This window comes from Micromonospora sp. NPDC004704, assembly GCF_053601675.1.
The window spans coordinates 15,523-34,272 of record NZ_JBSGCD010000037.1; the positions used below are offsets into that span (position 1 = coordinate 15,523).

Here is an 18,750-nt window from a genome sequence, read left to right on the forward strand (position 1 = left end):
CCGGGCTCAGAACAGCAGGCGGGAGCAGAGCAGGCACATCACCACGAGCAGGATCGCCCCGGCGATCAGCCCGATGCCGTACGTCACCGTCCGGGCGCTCGCCTCCTGCGCTTCCAGGGCGGGCACGTTCTGGGGCGGCAACGGGCGCGGCGGCGCCGGCTGTACGTGTACCGGTGGCCGCCAGCCCGGTGCCGGCACCGCGCTCTGCGGCGGGCCGGGATAGCCACCCGGCCCCGATCCCCCCGGCACCCCCTGCGGCGGCCCGAACGCACCGCCCTGCGGCGACCCGAAGTACGGCGCCGGTGGTACGGCCGGTGGTGCACCAGCCGGGCCACCGGCGAACGGGGACGGCGGTGGCGTCCCAACCGGGGCCGAGTAGAGCGCCGACGCGGCGGTTGGCCGTCCGCCGTTGCTGTCCGTCCCGAGTGCCGGCGGGCTGTCGTCCGCCGAGGTCGTCGGCATGCTGTTGCCGGCCGTGATCCTGTCCGCCGGGGTCGTCGGCGTGCTGTTGCCGGCCGTGATGCTGTCGCCTGCGGGGCGCTCGGACGCCCAGGTTGGTGCGTTGCTGTCTGCCGGGGTCGTGGGCGCGTTGCTGTCGCTCGCGGGGCGGTCGGACGCCGACGTCGGTGCGTTGCTGTCCGCCTCGGTCGTCTGCGGTGTGCCGGAACGGTCGGCCGGTGGTGTTTCCGGCGAGCTGGTCGAGGGCTCGGCCGGCCGCCGCCAGAAGCTGTCGTCGATGGGCTCGTCGCTGGGGGAGGTCACGGCGTTCGACGCTACCCGAGCCATCGAGCCACGAGCCGACGCACGCCGGGGCACGTTTGCCGACCGGTGTGCGGGCTCTCGGCCGGTGGGTGGGCTCTCAACCGTGGGTAGGCTACTGAGCGTGAAAAGGGTGGACGAGCCTCGGGCGGCCGGCGCGGGCCTGGACGGCGAGCGTACGGTCGATCTTTCCGACGACGACTTCGTGGTGATCCCCGAGCAGTCGGTCGACGACACCGACCGGGGCTGGGGCGAGCGCTCGAGTTCCAACGACGAGCGGCTGCTCGCCGACCGCCCACCGCACTGGGACTAGTCGGCGGCGGAGCTACTGCGCCAGGACCGTGATGGCGAAGCGGGTGCCGTCGGGCAGGGCGATCGCGCGATGTGCCTCCCCGGGCGGCAGGGCCAGATAGAGGGCGGTCGGTCCGTCCGTCGTCGGGTCGGCGGTGAGCACGCCCAGGACCAGAGCGCGGGCGGCGACGAGGGCCGGTCCGGTCGATCGGCCACCGGCGCCGGTGGCGAGCAGGTCGACTTGGGTCCCGGGTCGTACGACGGCGAGTGCGGCCGGCTCGGCCAGCCGGATCGGCACCCCGACCGTGCCCACCGGCAGCGGCAACGCCGCCCCGGCCGCCGAGCGTGGATCATTCGGCGATCGCGGACCATCCGGAGTCCCCGAATCAGCCGGTGACCCTGGATCGCCAGGTGACCGTGGATCGCCCGGTGGTCGGGGACCGGCCGACGAGGAACCGGACAGGTCCGGCGGTGCCGGGTCGGGTCCGGTTGCGGCGGCCTCGGGGCAGGACGGTCGCGGCTCGCGGGCGTAGACCACCCCGGCGGCGAGGGTCAGCAGCAGCGCGGCCAGGGCGAAGCGGAGTGCCGTACCGCGGCGGGGCAGGGTCGGCCAGTGGGACGGGGCCAGCGACGGCGGTCGCCGTACCGGTCGGGATGGGGTCGCCATCGGTGGGTGCCTCCCGTTCGACCGGGCGTCCGGTGCGGGCGCACTCCGGTGGCAGGAGGCTAGGCGTACGGAAACCGGGCGCGCAGGCGCCCGGTTTCCCCTGTGGATAACTCGACGTGCTGTGGACAACCCCGGTGTCGGGTTGTGGATCTGTTATGCGGCGCTGCTGGACGAGGAGCTGCCGGAGCTGCCCGAGCTGCTCGTTCCCGCCGTCGACTTCGACGTGCTGCCGGACCCGTTGCTCCCGCCGCCCGAGCCGTTGCCGGACCCGCCGTTGCTCGAAGACGAGCTGCCGGACGAGGTCGAGCCGGACCCGGTCGAGGACTCCGACTTGCTCGAGGACTCGGACTTGGCCGGGGCGGCGCTGCCACCGGGGACCGTGTCAGAACCGGCCGACCGGGAGTCGGTGCGGTAGAAGCCCGAACCCTTGAAGACGATGCCGACCGAGTTGAACACCTTGCGCAGCCGCCCCGCGCAGGCCGGGCACTCGGTCAGCGGCGCGTCGGTGAACGACTGCACCGCCTCGAGCTGGTGGCCGCACGCGGTGCAGGCGTACTGGTACGTGGGCACGGACTCCTCCGGATCTTGCTTTTCGTTTGGCACTCGTCGTATTCGAGTGCCAATGGTGCGTCATCGGACCCATTCTCGTCCACCCGACGTGTCCGGCGTGACGCCCGCCCCGATCGGCCGGGCCGGACGGACCCGTCCGACTCACCCCGGAGAGAGCAGACGGAACCCGTCCGACGGGGTGATCACGGCCCGTACCGGGCGGTCGTGGGGCTGGGCCGGCACCCGGTCGACCAGTTCGCCGTCGTGCAGCAGGGCCACGGTCAGCACGCCGGGCGCCACCCGTGCCAGCGCCCGGTCGTACGAGCCGCCGCCCCGGCCCAGCCGGATGCCGCGCAGGTCGACCGCCAGCGCCGGCACGATCACCAGGTCGGCGTCGCCGATCGCGTCGGTGCCCCACCGCGCCCCGGACGGCTCGCGCAGCCCCCGGCCGGCGGCCACCAGCGTCCCGCCGTCCGCCCCGGAGCCCGCGTACCGGGCCCAGTCGAGGTCCAGGTCGGCCCGGAGCACCGGCAGCAGCAGCTCACCCCGCCGGTCGAGCCCTTCCGTGGCGGCTGCGGCGGCGGGAGCGGCCGGAGCGGGCGCGGCGAGCGCTTCGAGTAGCCGGTCGGGCAGGTCCGGGCCGCCGGGTTCGGAGCCGACCGGCACGTACGCGGTGACCCGGCGCGGCGCGGTGCGGCGTACCAGGTGGGTCAGCTCGGCCTGGACGAGCGCGGCGGCGGCGACCCGGTCCGGGGCCGGCAGCGCCCGGCGGCGGGCGAGCAGGACGGCCCGGAGAGCGACCTTCTCCCCGTGCGTCCCATCAGTCACTTCCGCTTCATCCGGAAAATCCGGCACGTAACACTCCTGCGGTAACTCCAGTTGCCTATGTCGGGCTGTCTCAGCATCCCAGCAACCAACGCGGAACTTCCCGGGGGAAAAAGTGACGCTGCGTGGACGGCTGACCACCGCCTTCCTCGCCGTCGTGCTCGGCCCGGTCCTGCTCGGCGCGTTTTTCGCCGGCGGAACCGTCGCCGTGGTCAACGACCATCGGTCCCGGGAGCGGCTCGACCTCGCCGCCACCACCGTCCGGACCTCGGTCAGTGCCCTCTGCCAGCAGCTCTACGCGGCGGCCGACGCCGTCGCGGTGGCCGGCGACCCGGCCGGCCGGACCGCCACCGCCCGCCAGGTGATCGCCCGAGGTCTCGCCGGCGCGATCCGGGTCACCGACGCGACCGGCGGCACCACCCTGGTCACCCCGGCCGCGCCGCCCGCGCCGTGGGCGGACTGCGCCGGCGGCTACCCGGTCAGCGCCCCGGTCCAGGCCCTGGCGGTACGGGTGGAGCTGCGCGACCCGGCCGGCGCTCCGATCGGCACGGTCTCGGCGGCCCAGCAACTCGACCCCGGATTCGTCTCCCGACTCGCGGCGGCCACCGGCACCGAAGTCACCCTCTGCCGGGGCGAGCCAGCCCCGGGGACCGCCATGCAGAGCACCGAGCCGAGGGCGAGCCGGGACGCGGTCCTGGTCGCCGCCAGAGGGCTGGACGGGGACGCGGTCGGTGAGACCGACGCAGGGAGGTACGTGCGGCGGGTCGGCCCGTCCCCCGGCCAGCCGCTGCCGCTGGTGCTCTCCGTACCGCCCAACCCGCCGCAGGGGATCTACGCCATCCTCGCCGGGGCGGTGCTCCTCGCCGGGCTGCTCGCCGTACTGGCGGCCTGGCGGCTGGCCCGCTCGACCACCCGCCCGCTGACCGAGTTGGCGTCCGCCGTCGACCGGGTCGCGGACGGGGACCTGACCGCCCGGGTGCCGGTGAACCGGCCGGACGAGGTCGGTCGGCTCGCCCGGACCTTCAACCGGATGACCCGCGAGACCCAGTCCTACGTACACGCCCTGACCACCAGCCGGGACCAGCTCCGGGGCCACCTCGCGCTGCTCGGCGACACCCTGGCCAGCACCCACGACCTGAACCGGATCCTCCAGGTCATTCTCCAGACCGCGCTGGTCGCCACCGGGGCGCGGGCCGGTCTGCTGCTCCTGCTCGACCCGGACAACGGCACCCTGGTCGGCCAGTGCGCCGAGGGGCTGGACGGTCTGCCGGGCGCGGATCCGGGCGCGGTACGGGTGCCGCTCGGGTACGGCGTACTCGGTACGGTCGCCGCCACCGGGGAGCCGCTGCGCGGCCGGATCGACCGGGACGGCCCACCCCGCTCCGGGTACGAGCCGAACTGCCGGACGTACGTGGCGGTGCCGTTCGCCGCACCCGGCTCGGCCGGTCCGCCGCCGCACCCGGCAGACCCGCTCAACCCGCCCCCGGCCGCCGCCACCGTCGGCGTGCTGGTCCTCTACGACCGGCACGGCTCCGACGACTTCGACGACACCGACCTGGTCACCCTGCGCAGCTTCGCCTGCCACGCGGCCGTGGCGGTGGACAACGTACGGGTGCACGAGGAGGCGCAGCGGCTGTCGCTGACCGATCCGCTGACCGGGCTGTGGAACTACCGCTACCTGAAGGAGTCGGTGCGGCGGGAGGTCGAGCGGGCCAGCCGGTTCGGCCGCATGATCAGCCTCCTGGTGCTGGACCTGGACCGCTTCAAGGAGGTCAACGACACGTACGGGCACGCGGCCGGGGACGTGGTGCTGACCGAGTTCGCCCGGCGGATCCGGGGGGTGATCCGTGAGGTCGACCTCGCGTTCCGGCAGGGCGGGGAGGAGTTCGTACTGCTGCTGCCGGAGACCGACGCGCGCGGGGCGGTCACGGTCGCCGAGCGGCTCGGCGCGGCGGTCCGGGACACACCGATCGCGATCCCCGCACCACCGGGATCGGTGTCGGTGGCCCCCAGGGCGCTCGTTCCGGTCACCGTATCCATCGGCATCGCCGTCTATCCGCACCACGCCACCACCGCCGCCCGGATGCTCGACGCCGCCGACGACGCGCTGTACGCGGCGAAGGCGGGCGGGCGGGACACCCACCGGGTGGCGGTGGCCGGCGACCACCCGGTGGTCCAGGAGATGCCCGTGCCGGCCGGAGCGGCGACGCCGGACGACGGACTGCCCCGGGCGGGCGGGCACCCCGGTCCGGCCGGTGGCGGCGCGTCTTCCGGGCCACACCCGCCGCGCCAGGGCCGTGGCCGATAGTCTCGCGGCATGTCGGAGCACTCAGCGTCCCCAGGAACGACCTCCAGCGCGACCCCCGGACGGGCCGTCAAAGCGGTGATCCCCGCGGCCGGACTGGCTACCCGGTTCCTGCCCGCCACCAAGGCGGTGCCCAAGGAACTGCTGCCGGTGGTGGACCGACCGGTTCTGCAGTACATCATCGAGGAGGCCGCCGCGGCCGGAATCCGTGACGTCCTGCTGGTCACCGGCCGGGGCAAGACCTCCATGGTGGACCACTTCGACCGCTCGCCGTCACTGGAGGCGCACCTGGAGAAGAAGGGCGACCAGAAGCGGCTCGAAGCGGTACGCAGGCCGAGCGAGCTGGTCGAGATCTTCACCTCCCGCCAGCACGAGCCGCTCGGGCTCGGCCACGCGGTCGGGTGTGCCGAGTCGCACGTGGGGACCGAGGAGCCGTTCGCGGTGATGCTCGGCGACGAGTTCGTCGACCTGTCCGAACCGCTGCTGCCGGCCATGCTCGACCTGCAGGCCCGGACCAACGGCATCGTGCTCGCCTTCATGGAGGTCAGCCCCGAGGAGACCAAGCGGTACGGCATCGCCTCGGTCGCGCCGGCCGAGGAGGGGCTGACCGACCTCGGCGAGGTGGTCCGGGTGACCGGCCTGGTGGAGAAGCCGGCACCGGAGGACGCCCCGAGCAATCTCGCCGTACTCGGCCGGTACATCCTGCCGGGCAAGATCTTCGAGGCGATCCGGCGTACCGGGCCGGGCAGCGGCGGTGAGATCCAGCTCACCGACGCCATGGCGACCCTGCTGGACGAGGGGACGCCGGTGCACGCGATCGTCTACCGGGGCACCCGGTTCGACACCGGCATGCCGCTGGGCTACCTCCAGGCGGTGGTGCAGCTCGCCAGCCAGCGCGACGACCTGGGCCAGGAGTTCCGGCAGTGGCTGGCCGACTTCGTCAACTCGGAGGCGTTCGGCGGGCGCAATACATGACAGCCACGGCCGATGCCGAGGCGGCCGCTAACGAGCTGACGCCGCTCGCCGACTACCTGGGCAGCACGCTGCGCAGGTTGCGAGCGCTGCCTCCGCTCGACCTCGACCTGACCCAGGCGTACGGGAACGTCCTCGCCGAGGACGTTCTCGCGCCGCACGCGTACCCGGCGTTCGACCAGGCGGCGATCGACGGGTACGCGGCCCGCTGGGAGGACCTCGCCGGTGCCGGTCGGGGCGGTGGCTTCATCCCGCCCGGCACCAGCGCGCCCGGTCGTCCCCGCCCCGGCGACACCCGACCGGTCCGGCTCAACGTCGTCGGTGACCTGGGGGCGGCGAGCTGGCGCCCGGTCCGGCTCACCCCCGGCTCCTGCTTCTCGGTGGCGGCCGGGTCCCCGCTGCCGATCGGCGCCGACGTCGTCGTACCCGTGGAGTGGACCGACCAGGGCATGGCCGCGGTGGAGATCTTCCGGGTGCCGAAACGCGGGTACGGGCTGCGCCGCGTCGGCGAGGAACTGCCGGCCGGGGCACTGCTCGCCCGCTCCGGCACGTACGTCTCGCCCGCGCTCGTCGCCGTCTTCGCCGCGACCGGTATCGGGCACGTGGTGGTCCGCCCCAGTCCCCGGGTGGTGATCGTGGCGACCGGTGACGAACTGGTCGAGGTGGGCCGACCCAGTCAGCCCGGTCAGGTGGTGGACACCAACTCGCACGCCCTGACCGCCGCCGCGGCCGAGGTCGGCGCGCTCGCGTACCGGGTCGGGATCTGCGACGACGACCCGGAGGGGCTGCGCGGGCTGCTCGAGGACCAGACCCTGCGGGCCGACCTGATCATCACCACCGGTGGCACCGGCACCGGCCCCGGTGACATGGTCCGGCGCATCCTGTCCCGCCGGGACGCCGGCCGGGCCGGGCCGGTGACCTTCACCGAGGTGGCCCTGTACCCCGGTAGTGCGCTCGGATTCGGTACGGTCGGTGCCGAGGAGGTTCCGGTGGTCTGTCTGCCCGGTGAACCCGGTGCCGCGTTGATCGGCTTCGAGATGTTGGCCCGCCCGGCGATCCAGTTGCTCGCCGGGGCCGAGCCCGTGTTCCGGCCGAGCGTGCGCGCGCACCTGCTGGAGACCGTGTCGTCCCCCGGCGGGCTGCGGGAGTTCCGCCCCGCCCACGTCGCCGAGCGGCGCGGCGGCGGTTACACGGTCCAACCGCTGCGCGGCGGGCCGCACACCCTGGCCGGACTGGCCGAGGCGAACGGCCTGCTGGTGCTCGGGGAGCGCGTGACCACGGCGGCGGCCGGTTCCACGGTGGACGTCCTGCTGCTGGACCGGCGCCGATGAGCCTGATCGGGACACCGGGCTGGCCGGTCGCGCTCGCCGACGGTCCGGTGCTGCTGCGGCCGTACAAGCGCGGGGACGCGGCCTCCTGGTCCGAGGTGCGTCGGGCGAACCAGGCGTGGCTGGCCCCCTGGGAGACCGCTCCGCAGGGCGGCTGGGACGAACTCAACTCCCCGGTCGCGTTCCGGTACGTCTACCGGGACCAGCGCCGGTCCAGCCGCCGGGGCGAGAGCATGCCGTTCGCGGTCTGCCTGCGCGAGAACGGGCGGGAGCGCCTGGTCGGGCACATCAACCTGGGCAACATCGTCCGCCGGGCGTTCTGTTCGGCGTACGTCGGCTACTGGGTGGACGCGCGGGTGGCCGGGCGCGGGGTGATCCCGACCGCGTTGGCGCTCGTCACCGACCACGCCTTCGGCCCCGGTGGACTGCACCGGATCGAGGTCAACATCCGCCCGGAGAACGGCCCGTCCCGCCGGGTGGTGGAGAAGCTCGGCTTCCGCGAGGAGTCGTACCACCCCCGTTACATGCACATCGACGGCGCCTGGCGGGACCACATCGGATACGCGATGACCAGCGAGGAAGTCGCCGCCGAGGGTGGTCTGCTGGCCCGCTGGCACCGGATCCGTACCGTCACATCTTGATCATTGTTGCTGCTGGTAGTCGGCGCGGCGCACGGTGATCCTGGTGCACCGCCCGTAACCTGAAGTAACTGGATGTGTGGTAACCGTCCGGCGGTCGTAGCGACCCTGCCAGCTCGGCGGGTGTCCCGACGGCCGGCGGGGTTACCCGACGTGGGTGACGGGAGGGGTGAGGGTGCCGGCCTCGGTGCTCCTCGCCGTCCTCGCCGCCGCAGGTCTGCTCGCTTTCGCACCGGCGCTGGTTCGCCGGTACGACGCCACCGAGCGGCTGGTGGCGGAGCGGGCGCAGTCGACGGCGCGGGTGCTTCAGCGCCGCCGGCGACGCCGTACTGTTCCGGGTCGGCAGCCGGTCAATCCGTCGCGTGTCCTGACGGTTACTCTGCGCGGTGATCTGTCGGGCGCCAACAACCCGGTGTACGGGATGGCCGACCCCGTCTCCGCGCCCCCGGCCACCGGTCGACGGGCCAGCCGCCTGCGTGCCGTACCCCGGTCGGGATCGCGCCCGCGCCGCCGTCCCCCGGTCCAGCGGCACACCCCGGCCGTCTACCGGCGCCGCCGGGTCTTCGCCGCGCTCCTCCTGCTCAACCTGGCCGAGCTGATCGGTGTCATCGCGGTCAGCCCCGGCTTCTGGATCAGCTTCGCGGTCACCGGCGCACTGCTCGCCGCGTACGTCGTACACCTGCGCAACCGGGCCATCGCCGGACGCCGACGCCGCCGGATCCAGGCCCGGGAGGCGGCCTGGCTCGCCGCCCGACAGGCCGAGGTACGCCGCGAGCAGGCCCGCCGCGCGGCGGCCCGCCGGGAGGCGCAGCGCCGACTGGCCGCCCAGCGGGAGGCGGTACGCCGCGCCGCGATGGGCCTGGACCGGCCGGACGACCTTCCGGCGGCGGCCAGCGGTGGCCGGGCGCGTGCGTCGGTCTCGTACCGGCGCTCCGGTGGCCTGCGCGGTCGCCCCTACGAGGCCGGCCGAGGCTCCCACTCCGCCTGAGCGCGGTCGAGCCTGTCGGGGGACGGCTCCGGCACGCCGGGGGCGGATTCGCCCGCCGGGTGCGGCACCTGTTAGCCTTGGCGCCGGTTCGCCGTTGGAATTCCGACGGCGGGTCGATCATCGTCCGGCGAGAGTCGGGCGAGGGGCTGTGGCGCAGTCTGGTAGCGCACCTCGTTCGCATCGAGGGGGTCAGGGGTTCGAGTCCCCTCAGCTCCACCATCACCATCATGGGTCGGCGGAAACGCCGGCCCATGATCATTTGACGAGGGTCTTGATGCTCTCTTGATCTCCATCTATCTTGGTCGTGACATAGATGGTCGTGACGACATCTGATCGCGGGTGGTCGACCGGTCCGGTGTGGTCGCTACCGTCACGACAGTGCGTACGGGGGTGCGGATACATGGTTGCCCGTACCCCACGGGAGGCGGATGACATGAGACGCAAGTTGAATTCAGCTCTGAGGACGGCGCTGGTGGCCGTCGTCGCGACGACGCTCACGCTGGTGGTCGGCCAGACGCACGCTTCGGCGGCACTGCCTTCCGACTACACCACCAGTACGACGGTCACGCTCCATGGCGCTGATTACACCCAGTCCTATTCCCGCATCGTCACCATCTACAACGGACTGGGCCAGACGGTCGGCAATGGCGAATTCCGCGCCGACCCCATGGACGGAAGTCCGGGCGATGCCATCGGGGCGTGCGACAACCGCGCCGACGGACTGGGCGTCGAGATCCGGATGGACATCGGCTCTTCGAGTGGCTTCCAGCAGACCGATCGGATCGCGTCGACCCGTGGCCAGAATTCGCCGACCTGCACCGGCTGGGCAACCGGGGACATCGCCGAGAACACGTCCGTCGCGTTGAAAATATGCCTGGTCCAGGGCAGCACCGAGTACTGCACCGGGGTCTACTACGCCAGGACGTGAACCGGGTGGAACCGGGCCGCGCGGTTGGCGTCTCGGGAGGAAGGGCCCGGCCGCTCGCCGGTTAGCATCTGGAAACGGCCAGCCGGCAACGGCTGGCCGTTTCCGGAGCGGAGAGAGGGCGGCCGAACATGATCACCCGAGCTGATGTCGACGCGGCGGCGGTACGGATCGCCGGGCAGGTGCGGCGTACTCCGCTGATCGAGGTCGATCCGGGGACCTGGGCCGGGGCGGGTTGGTTCAAGTGCGAGTTCATGCAGCACACCGGCTCGTTCAAGGCCCGGGGTGCGTTCAACCGGGTGCTCGCCGCCCGCGAATCCGGTGAACTCGACCCGTCCGTCGGCATCGTGGTCGCGTCCGGTGGCAACGCCGGCCTGGCGAACGCGTACGCGGCTCGGGCGCTCGGGGTGCCGGCCACGGTCTTCGTCCCGCTGACCGCGCCCGCCGTGAAGGTGGCCAAGCTCCGGGCGTACGGGGCGACCGTGGTCCAGCACGGCAACGAGTACGCCGAGGCGTACGAGGCGGCGCTGAAGGCGGTCGCCGAGACGGGGGCGGTCCACTGCCACGCGTACGACCAGCCGGAGATCGTCGCCGGTGCGGGCACCGCCGGGAGTGAGTTCATCGACCAGCTCGACGGGGAGGTGGACACGATCCTCGTCGCGGTGGGCGGTGGTGGGCTGATGGCCGGTGTCGCGGCCGCCGCCGAGGGGGTCGCCCGGGTCGTCGCGGTGGAGCCGGTGACCATTCCGACCCTGCGTGACGCGCTGGAGCGGGGCGGGCCGGTCGACGTACCGGTGTCGGGGATCGCCGCCGACTCGCTCGGCGCCCGGCGGGTCGGCGACATCGCGTACGCGGTTGCCGTCCGGACCGGCGTACGCAGCGTGTTGATCTCCGACGACGACCTGGTCGACGCCCGGCGGCAGCTCTGGGACCGGTGGCGGATCGTGGTCGAACACGGCGCCGCCGCCGCGTACGCCGCGCTCGCCTCGGGCGCCTACCGCCCGGAGCCGGGTGAGCGGGTCGGGGTGCTGCTCTGCGGGGCGAACACCAACCCGTCCGATCTCTGACCCGGCGGGACACCAGGCCAGGGAGGTAAGACGGATGCCGACGAGGGTGGTCCGGCCGGTCGAGCCGGAGGATCTTGACGAGGTGGCGGGGATCTACGCCCACTACGTGACCGGGAGCGTGGCGACCTTCGACGAGACCCCGCCGACCCCCGCCGACTGGCGGCAGAAGGCGCAGACGCTCCGCGGGGCCGGGCTGCCGTTCCTGGTGGTCGAGGTCGGTGGGGAGTTGGCCGGATTCGGGTACGCCAGCCAGTGGCGCCCCAAGCCGGCGTACCGGCACAGCGCCGAGAACACGATCTACCTTGCGCCGGGGCGTACCGGTGCGGGGCTCGGGTCGCTGCTGCTCGGCGCGGTGCTGGACGGGTGCGCGGCGGCCGGCGTACGGCAGGTTGTCGCGGTCATCGCGGACACCGGCAGCGACGCCTCCGCCGCCCTGCACCGAAGGCACGGCTTCGTCGAGGTCGGCCGGCTCCGGTCGGTCGGCTTCAAGCACGGCCGGTGGATCGACACGACGATCTTCCAGCGCGATCTCACCGCCGAGTGAGACGGTCCCAGACTCCCGGTGGTTCGAGCTGGTCGCCGGTGTGCAGCGGCCCACCGACCGGTGGCTGCTCACCGACGGTCGCGGTCACCCGACCGTGTTCGGCGCCGGCCGAGAGCTGCCTCGGTACGGGCGGGATCTCGGTGCCGAGCCGTACCTCCAGGCCCGGCCAGCCGATCACCTCGACATCCCGGGCGGCCCGCAGCGTCGTCGTACCGGTGTCGAGCGGGCCGCGTACGTCGGCCACCTCCTGCCCGGCCGTGACCACAGTGTGTACGCCCAGCGCGGCGGCGGCCGAACGGACCAGCGGGGTGGTCGCCCGGAACACCGCCCGGAGTTGCTCCGGGGTGTGCGCACCCGGCTGCCCCAGCACCGCGCCGACAACAAGGAGGCTGGTGGTGCCGACCTTCACCACGGCCGCGAAGGTGAAACAGCCCCCGGCCTCGTCGGTCGAGCCGGTCTTGACCCCCACCACGCCGTCCCGCCCGAGCAGGTCGTTGTAGTTGGTGATCGTTCCCTCGACCGGGACGGTCGCCTTCGACTGGGCGACGATCTCCGCGAACGCCGGGAGGGCCATCGCCTTCCGGGTCAGGATCACCTGGTCGACGGCGGTGCTCACGGTGTCCGGGGCGAGCCCGGCCGGGTCCGTGTACCGGGTGTTGACCATGCCGAGCCCGGTCGCCATCGCGTTCATCTTGTCGACGAACGCGGCCACGCTGCCCGCGTCCCAGGCGGCCAGGATCCGGGCCATGTTGTTCGCCGACGGCAGCATCACCGCCTGCAACGCCTGCCGCTGGGTGAACTGCGCCCCGGCGGCGACCCGGATCAGGGACTCGCCCCGCGCCTTCTCCGCCGGGTACGCCGCGGCCTGCGCCGCGCTGACGGTCAGGCTCGGCCCCGACTCGCCGACACCGAGCGGATGATCGGTCAGCACCACGTACGCGGTCATCACCTTCGCCACGCTGCCGATCGCCACCGGGGTCGGGCTGCCGAAGTTGCCCAGGGCGCCGAGGCCCTCGATGGAGACCGCGGCCTGCCCGGTCGACGGCCACGGCAGCTCCGGCGCGGTGCCGGGGATCCTGGTCGAGGCGGGCAGGATCGGCTCGGCGGTCGGCCTCGGCGGGTCGTGCCAGAAGGGCTGGCTGACGAACAGCCCGATCGCGACGAGCACCAGCGCCAGCGCGGCGGGCAGGAGCAGCTTCAGCCGTCGCGAACGGCGTTGCGCCGCCGCGTACGAGGCCGACTGGTACATGAGCGGTGTTCCTCCCGAGGCGAGACAGCCGTACGCGCTGACGAATCTGATATTGCCGCTGGCCGTGGGCCCGGTGGGGCATCATCGACAGATTGACTCCCGGCGGGACCGGACCGGCTCAGCCCACCGGTTCGCCCTGCACGGTGGGCAGCCCCAGGGCACGCCGTACGGCCAACTCGGTCTCGGGGTTGGTGTGCTGCTCGGCCCGAGTCAGCCGCTCGAACAGTGCGTCCGGGCTGGCCGCGTTGCCGAGGTCACGCCAGAGCGGTTCGGCGGCCTCCGCCTCCAGCACGAGCCGGTCCATCGCCGGCTGCACCGGAGCTGGCCAGGGGCCGAGCCTCAGTCGCTGCCTCCGCTCCGACTGCTCCATCACCACCCTCGTCGCCGCGTCACCCAGCTCCGTCATGGGGGCGGTACGGCCCAGGGCACTGACCCGCTCGATCTCCTCCCTGGCCTCCCTGATCGCGAGCAGGAAGCGCAACTGTTCGGCGTCCACGGTCGCCGCGTTCATCTTCAACGGCCGGTCGAACGCGCCGTTCCCACCGGCGAGAAAGCAGGCGATCGAGCCACGGGACCGGGTCCATTCGGATTCGCGGGGCAGGAACCAGCGCAGGTGGGTGCCGGCCGGCAACGAGAGCGGATCGAGTACGTAGTCGCGTCCGAGTGTCGGGCACCAGGTCTCGGCCCGCCGAGTGAGCGTGTCGGCGCCCGGGTAGGCGCCCAGGAACTCCGGCGGGTGCTTCTCCGTCGGGTCGTCGTAGTGGCCCGGTGCCTGCCCGACGAACTCGGCGTTGTGCGGCTGCGTGCACTCGATCACGGTGAACGAGTCGCTGATGAACGGCGTACCCGGTCCGGGTTCGTCGAGGTTCAGGCAGTCGCCGGACCGGAGGTCGTGGATGGCGTTGACCCGGTCGGCCGTCTGTAGGAACACGACCAGGCCCACGGCGGCGACGATCATCCAGACGCCCAGCAGTGACAGGCCGGCGATGGCGAGCCCCTTGCCCCGACGACCGGTCCGGCCGATGTCGCGCAGCGCGATGATCCCGAAAACGAGGCCGAGCAGCCCGCCGAGCAGGCCGAACACGAAAGCGAGGACCGCGAACCCACTCAGCCTGGTGTCCTGCGGCGCAGGGCCGGTCAGACCCGGAAGCCGTCGATGGACCAGGTCCGGATCGTCGAACGGGTGCTCCCACGAATCCCAGTCGATGTTCGATCGGTCGGATGGCCGCCCTGCGGGCACCGCCTGATCCGGGCCGGGTGCCTCGGGTGGTGCCGGATCGGTTCCTTCGGCGGTCATCCCGCGTTCCTCCCCCGTACGTGCTTTGCAGCGGAGGGAGCCTATGCGATCTTCGCCTCGTCCACGGGGCACATCCGGGACGGTTCCGGTGCGGGAAGCCGGGAACGGGCAACCCGCACCGGACGATCGTCACCGGATGACGGCGGACCAACCGGGCCGGACCGGCCCCGGCAGCTCCGGCACGCCGGCACCGCGTCGCGCGTACGTCGGGGTCGGGGTCGGGGTCGGTGTCGGTGCGGCGGCGCAGGTCGCACCGGGCGGCGGGAGCTGACGGTCGACCAGGTACCGGTCGACGAAGGCGGTGGTGCACGGCGTACCGGGGTAGACCCCGTGACCCGCACCCTCGAAGCTGACCAGTCGACCGTGCCGCCCCAACTGGTCCGCCACGCCCACCGCCCACTCGTACGGGGTGACCGGGTCGTGGAACGAGTTGACGATCAGCAGGGGCAGCTCGGTGCGTACCCGAAGCCGGTGTTGCGGGTTGCCGACCTCACCCTTCCAGCCGAGACAGAGTCCGAGGGCGGTGAGGGCCGGTGCCGAGGCCCGCATGTTCGGTGCTACCTCCCGGGCCAGTTCCACGTACCGGCGGAACTGGGACAGCCCGTCGACCGGCAACGCCCAGTCCTGGCAAAAGACCGGCATCGGATACTCGACCAACTCGTCGGGGGCGGTTTTCCCTCGCGCCGATGCCGCCGCCGGGGCGGGTGCGCTGTCGATCATGGCGGCGAGCAGGTTGGCGAGGTCCGCCCATGCCGGCAGGTAGAACGCGCCGAGGGTCCGGCGGCTCAGGTCCAGCCAGGTCAGACCGGCGCCGGTGTCCGGGTCGACCAGGGTGCCGGCCTCCGCGCGCCGCATCAGCTCCGCGAAGATCCCGGGTACGTCCCGACCGTGCAAAGCACAGCTCGTGTCCCGGTCGCACCAGGCCACGAACTGCTCGAAGGAGTGCTCCGCCCCGACCGACTCGGTACGGATGAACGCCCCGGTCCCGAGGCTGTGGTCCATGGTGCTGTCCATCACCAGCGCCCGTACCCGCTGTGGATGACGCTCGGCGTACATCTGGCCCATCAGGGTGCCGTAGGAGGCACCGTTGTAGCTGATCTGCCGTACGCCGAGGGCGGCCCGGATCGCGTCGATGTCGTCCGCCACGCTGACCGCGTCGACATGGTCGAACAGCGGGCCGGTGTTCGCCCGGCAGTTGTCGTACAGCCGGTGGTTGTACGCGACCAGCGCGCGGTACTCCGCCTGGTCCGCCGGTACGGGGAAGGGTTGCTCGCCGAGCAGCGCGAGGGAGCAGCGGATCGGGTTGCTGCGGGCCACACCACGGGGGTCGAAGCCGATCATGTCGAACCGTTCCCGGATCTCCGGGCTGCCGAAGCGCTCGGGGCGCTCGATCACCGCGTTCACACCGGAGGCGCCCGGTCCACCGGGGTTGATCACCAGTGGGCCGATCCGCCCGGCGGCCGGGCCGGTGGCGGCCCGCTTGGCGAGCGCCAGCGGGAAGGTCGCGCCGTGCGGACGGGACCAGTCGACGGGCAGGACGAGGGTGGCGCAGCGCAGGCTGTCGTCGTTCGGCAGGTCGGGGCACGGTTGCCAGTCGAGTGCGGGTGGACGCCAACCGTTCGTGGTCGTCTCCGCCCCGGCTGTCCCGCTGGCCGCCGCCCCAGCGGGTGCGGCGGTGGCGCCGAGCAGGAGGACGAGGGCGGCCGAGAAACCGACCGTGGTACGGATTGCTCTTCGCATGACGCGACAGCTCCAATCGATGGACGTGCCGCCCAGTCGAGCATGGACCGAAGCTGTGCTGAAGGCTCGGCGGAGCATGCCAGGGGGATCTCCGGGATGCCCCCGACCGGCCGATCCGGCGATTGACCCGAGGACGTTTCCCCTCGGCTGTGGTGGTTCACTGCCCCCAGAGGGGCAGTGAACCGTCACAGCGCCGGTCGGCGCTGAGGAGGGTGGGTCGGATGGGCAGGGGTGATTGGTGGGTGACGCAAGCGAGGACGCGGTGAGGCGGCTGGACGAGGTGACCCGGTCGTTGACCGGGCAACGGATCAGCGACCTCAGGTACTACGCGCTCGGTGTCGATCGCCGGGACGATGCCCTGTGGGATCGCGGCGAGTGGCATGCGCTGCTCGAGGGCGTCCACTTCAGCCTCTCCGACGGCAGCCATCATGAGGCCGAGTGGGACATGACGTTCGGGCACTTCAGCCTGGAGCTGACTCCGTCCCTGACAACCGCACACACCGCCTCCGACGGAGGTGGGTTCGCTACCTGGAGTCCCGTCGAGCACCACCGCTGGGCTCGCCTCGTCGCGGATCCGGTTTCCCGCGCCACGATCGTCTGGCGTGATGACATCGTCGACCCGCCCGGTGCGGCACCCGCTGCCCTACGCCTCGACTTCCCGGCGGGCACGGCATGGATCGTGGCCGCGAAGGAGCTGAGTGATGATGAGTTCTGGGTGGGCGCGAACGAGGTGATGGTCGTCTTCGACGCGGACTTCGCCGCCTTGCTGCGGGTCGCCGGCCAGGACTGACATTCACGGGGTGAGCAAACTTCCCGGGGGCGGCAGCGTCGTAATGGCGGAGGTGGGCCGTGGACCAGGGTTCCGAGCACGAGTTCACCGCGTTCGTCAGCGAACGTGGTGCGGCTCTGCTGCGGGTCGCGTACGCCCTCGCCGGTGACCAGTACGCCGCCGAGGATCTGTTACAGGACGCGCTGGCCAAGGCGTACGCGCGCTGGCCGAAGATCCGCGGCGACGCCGAGCCGTACGTGCGCCGGATCCTCTACAACGACCAGGTCTCCGGTTGGCGGCGGCGGAAACGGAGACCGGAGGTGCCGCTCGGCGTCACCCCGGAACCGGTGGCCGACGGCGACACCGCCGACGACACCGTGTTGCAGATGATGCTGCGGGACGCGCTGCGAATGCTGCCACCCCGGCAGCGTGCGGTCCTGGTGCTGCGATACCTCGAAGACCTCAGTGTGGAACAGACCGCCGCGCTGCTCGGCTGCCGGGTCGGCACGGTGGCGAGCCAGTCGTCGCGGGCACTGAGCAAGCTGCGTGACCTGGTTCCCGACTTCGCCAATCTGGCCGAGCGGAACAGCCCGGAGCAACGGTACGAGCAGACCGAGCGGGATGAACCTCAGACCCGTTGGGAGACGGCGCGATGAGCCACGCGACTGACGAGGCCCTGCGTCGGGCCGTACACGGACTGGCCGGTGAAGCGCGCGTCGCGACCGACCTGGCACCGCTCGCGATGGCCCGGGGCCGGCGGGTACGGCGCCAGCGTCGCATCGTCGGCGTTGCCGCGGCGGTGGTCGCGATCGCGGTGATCGCGTCACCCTTCGTCTGGCTGCGCCCCGGTCCGGAGGTACGTCCCATCGGACCGCACCTCATCGTCCCCACCTCCGGTGACCCGACCGGACCCTCGGCGTCGCCGACGCCCTCGACCGTGCAGGCGGCGGGCAGCGCCTGGTGGAGCAGGCCGCTGCAACTCAGCGGTAGCTGGATCGTCACCGGGGCGACCACCACCGGAACCCCGCGCCAGCCCGCCTACGTCCTCGACCGCACCCGGAACTCCTACGTCGCCTACACCGCCTACGACGAGGTGTGGGCGGCGCCGAGCGGCAACCTCGCCGCCGTCTACGACTACAACCGGCCGGGTGAGACCGGGTTGCTGAACGTGGCGACCGGTGCGGTCAGGTGGGTCCGGACCGGGAGCCACGTGATGACCGCGAAGTGGTCGCCGGACGGCAGCAAGGTGCTGCTGACGAACATCAACATGCAGACGGGCGGCGGCTATACCGCGATCATCGTGACCGTCGCGGACAGAAAGGTCCGCGAGTTCTCGGCGAGCGCGGCAACGTACCTCTGCACCGACTACTGCCAGTTCACCTGGATGCCGGACGGCAAGGAGGTGGTGCTTGCGCAGACGGATCCGGCCGCGCCGAACTCGGAGAAGACCCGTGCCGCACGACGTGGGCTACAGCTTTTCTCGGCCGACACCGGCAAGCCGACGCGGTTCCTGCCGATCAGGGGGGATGTGGCCGGGCCGTACTCGTGGTCGCCGGACGGGCGGTCGGTCGTCGTACAGGGACAGCAGGATCCGCAGCTCGTCGACGCCACCACCGGGGTGGTGCTCGGAGTACTGCCCAGCGCGGACGCGTTCTGGCCCGCCGACGACCGGTTGATGTTCGTCGAGGATCGTGCGGGATATCCGAGCGCGATCGAGATGGACCTGCAGGGCACGGAGTACGCGCAGTTCTCGCTCCCGCCCGAACTGCTCGGCCGGCAGATCTCGGTGGCGCCCCGCTGACCCTCGCCCGTCCCGGACACGACGCGTGGAGCGGAC

19 protein-coding genes, 1 tRNA gene and 1 pseudogene are annotated in these 18,750 nt (G+C 72.4%); 14 read left to right on the forward strand and 7 right to left on the reverse strand.

The window, feature by feature from the left end; all coding sequences use genetic code 11:
* Nucleotides 1-6: 6 nt before the first annotated feature.
* Nucleotides 7-762 (reverse strand): hypothetical protein, encoded by a 756-nt coding sequence (locus ACWEFB_RS32175; protein ID WP_452291467.1) that lies wholly within the window; start codon nucleotides 760-762, stop codon nucleotides 7-9.
* A 121-nt stretch (nucleotides 763-883) separates the two neighbouring features.
* Here ACWEFB_RS32175 and ACWEFB_RS32180 point away from each other — a divergent pair, with 121 nt between their 5' ends.
* Complete coding sequence (locus ACWEFB_RS32180; RefSeq protein WP_442792112.1) at nucleotides 884-1,072, forward strand: hypothetical protein; 189 nt, start codon at nucleotides 884-886, stop codon at nucleotides 1,070-1,072.
* A gap of 12 nt (nucleotides 1,073-1,084) precedes the next feature.
* Here ACWEFB_RS32180 and ACWEFB_RS32185 read toward each other — a convergent pair whose 3' ends face one another.
* Nucleotides 1,085-1,717, reverse strand: coding sequence for a flagellar biosynthesis protein FlgA (locus ACWEFB_RS32185; protein ID WP_452291469.1), 633 nt, complete (start codon nucleotides 1,715-1,717; stop codon nucleotides 1,085-1,087).
* Between the two features lie 121 nt (nucleotides 1,718-1,838).
* On the opposite strand from ACWEFB_RS32185, the gene ACWEFB_RS32190 reads away from it, so the two are divergent.
* Nucleotides 1,839-2,132 carry a hypothetical protein gene (locus ACWEFB_RS32190; RefSeq protein ID WP_452291541.1) on the forward strand — a complete coding sequence of 98 codons (294 nt, stop codon included), beginning with the start codon at nucleotides 1,839-1,841 and terminating at the stop codon, nucleotides 2,130-2,132.
* A gap of 62 nt (nucleotides 2,133-2,194) precedes the next feature.
* Here the strand turns inward: ACWEFB_RS32190 and ACWEFB_RS32195 are convergent.
* Both ACWEFB_RS32195 and ACWEFB_RS32200 read right to left on the reverse strand, forming a co-directional pair.
* Nucleotides 2,195-2,320: pseudogene (locus ACWEFB_RS32195) on the reverse strand (FmdB family zinc ribbon protein); the annotation flags it as partial.
* Between the two features lie 108 nt (nucleotides 2,321-2,428).
* Nucleotides 2,429-3,121, reverse strand: a complete 693-nt coding sequence (locus ACWEFB_RS32200; protein ID WP_452291471.1) for a 5-formyltetrahydrofolate cyclo-ligase — start codon at nucleotides 3,119-3,121, stop codon at nucleotides 2,429-2,431.
* 85 nt (nucleotides 3,122-3,206) lie between these two features.
* Here ACWEFB_RS32200 and ACWEFB_RS32205 point away from each other — a divergent pair, with 85 nt between their 5' ends.
* The 9 genes from ACWEFB_RS32205 to ACWEFB_RS32245 all read left to right on the forward strand — a co-directional run bounded on the left by ACWEFB_RS32205 (nucleotide 3,207) and on the right by ACWEFB_RS32245 (nucleotide 11,858).
* Nucleotides 3,207-5,399, forward strand: coding sequence for a diguanylate cyclase (locus ACWEFB_RS32205; protein ID WP_452291473.1), 2,193 nt, complete (start codon nucleotides 3,207-3,209; stop codon nucleotides 5,397-5,399).
* 9 nt (nucleotides 5,400-5,408) lie between these two features.
* Nucleotides 5,409-6,371, forward strand: coding sequence for a UTP--glucose-1-phosphate uridylyltransferase (locus ACWEFB_RS32210; RefSeq protein ID WP_452291475.1), 963 nt, complete (start codon nucleotides 5,409-5,411; stop codon nucleotides 6,369-6,371).
* Entirely contained in the window at nucleotides 6,368-7,699 is a 1,332-nt protein-coding gene (locus ACWEFB_RS32215; protein WP_326562445.1) for a molybdopterin molybdotransferase MoeA, read from the forward strand. The genes ACWEFB_RS32210 and ACWEFB_RS32215 overlap by 4 nt, the downstream gene beginning before the upstream one ends.
* Nucleotides 7,696-8,337, forward strand: a complete 642-nt coding sequence (locus tag ACWEFB_RS32220; protein WP_326562446.1) for a GNAT family N-acetyltransferase — start codon at nucleotides 7,696-7,698, stop codon at nucleotides 8,335-8,337. The genes ACWEFB_RS32215 and ACWEFB_RS32220 overlap by 4 nt, the downstream gene beginning before the upstream one ends.
* Before the next feature lie 166 nt (nucleotides 8,338-8,503).
* Entirely contained in the window at nucleotides 8,504-9,322 is an 819-nt protein-coding gene (gene sepX, locus ACWEFB_RS32225; RefSeq protein ID WP_326563134.1) for a divisome protein SepX/GlpR, read from the forward strand.
* Nucleotides 9,323-9,464: 142 nt separating this feature from the next.
* Nucleotides 9,465-9,541: transfer RNA gene (locus ACWEFB_RS32230), tRNA-Ala, on the forward strand.
* A 214-nt stretch (nucleotides 9,542-9,755) separates the two neighbouring features.
* The gene (locus ACWEFB_RS32235) at nucleotides 9,756-10,250 is read left to right on the forward strand and encodes a hypothetical protein (protein WP_452291477.1); all 495 of its coding nucleotides are present in this window, start codon (nucleotides 9,756-9,758) and stop codon (nucleotides 10,248-10,250) included.
* Between the two features lie 128 nt (nucleotides 10,251-10,378).
* Nucleotides 10,379-11,314, forward strand: coding sequence for a threonine/serine dehydratase (locus ACWEFB_RS32240; protein ID WP_452291479.1), 936 nt, complete (start codon nucleotides 10,379-10,381; stop codon nucleotides 11,312-11,314).
* A gap of 34 nt (nucleotides 11,315-11,348) precedes the next feature.
* Complete coding sequence (locus ACWEFB_RS32245) at nucleotides 11,349-11,858, forward strand: N-acetyltransferase family protein (RefSeq protein ID WP_452291481.1); 510 nt, start codon at nucleotides 11,349-11,351, stop codon at nucleotides 11,856-11,858.
* On the opposite strand, the gene ACWEFB_RS32250 is transcribed toward ACWEFB_RS32245, so the two are convergent.
* From ACWEFB_RS32250 to ACWEFB_RS32260, 3 genes are all read right to left on the reverse strand, one after another.
* Nucleotides 11,845-13,107, reverse strand: coding sequence for a D-alanyl-D-alanine carboxypeptidase family protein (locus ACWEFB_RS32250; protein WP_452291483.1), 1,263 nt, complete (start codon nucleotides 13,105-13,107; stop codon nucleotides 11,845-11,847). The two genes, ACWEFB_RS32245 and ACWEFB_RS32250, sit on opposite strands and share 14 nt — an antisense overlap.
* A gap of 118 nt (nucleotides 13,108-13,225) precedes the next feature.
* Nucleotides 13,226-14,404, reverse strand: coding sequence for a DUF4190 domain-containing protein (locus ACWEFB_RS32255; RefSeq protein WP_452291485.1), 1,179 nt, complete (start codon nucleotides 14,402-14,404; stop codon nucleotides 13,226-13,228).
* Between the two features lie 129 nt (nucleotides 14,405-14,533).
* Nucleotides 14,534-16,144 (reverse strand): alpha/beta hydrolase, encoded by a 1,611-nt coding sequence (locus tag ACWEFB_RS32260; RefSeq protein WP_452291487.1) that lies wholly within the window; start codon nucleotides 16,142-16,144, stop codon nucleotides 14,534-14,536.
* A gap of 238 nt (nucleotides 16,145-16,382) precedes the next feature.
* Between ACWEFB_RS32260 and ACWEFB_RS32265 the strand changes: the two genes are divergently transcribed.
* From ACWEFB_RS32265 to ACWEFB_RS32275, 3 genes are read left to right on the forward strand one after another with little or no spacing between them, the layout of a single operon-like run.
* Complete coding sequence (locus ACWEFB_RS32265) at nucleotides 16,383-16,934, forward strand: hypothetical protein (protein WP_452291489.1); 552 nt, start codon at nucleotides 16,383-16,385, stop codon at nucleotides 16,932-16,934.
* Between the two features lie 59 nt (nucleotides 16,935-16,993).
* On the forward strand, nucleotides 16,994-17,569 hold the full coding sequence (locus ACWEFB_RS32270) for a SigE family RNA polymerase sigma factor (protein ID WP_452291491.1): 576 nt from the start codon (nucleotides 16,994-16,996) through the stop codon (nucleotides 17,567-17,569).
* Nucleotides 17,566-18,714, forward strand: a complete 1,149-nt coding sequence (locus tag ACWEFB_RS32275) for a TolB family protein (protein WP_452291493.1) — start codon at nucleotides 17,566-17,568, stop codon at nucleotides 18,712-18,714. Before ACWEFB_RS32270 ends, ACWEFB_RS32275 begins: the two co-directional genes overlap by 4 nt.
* Nucleotides 18,715-18,750 lie beyond the last annotated feature (36 nt).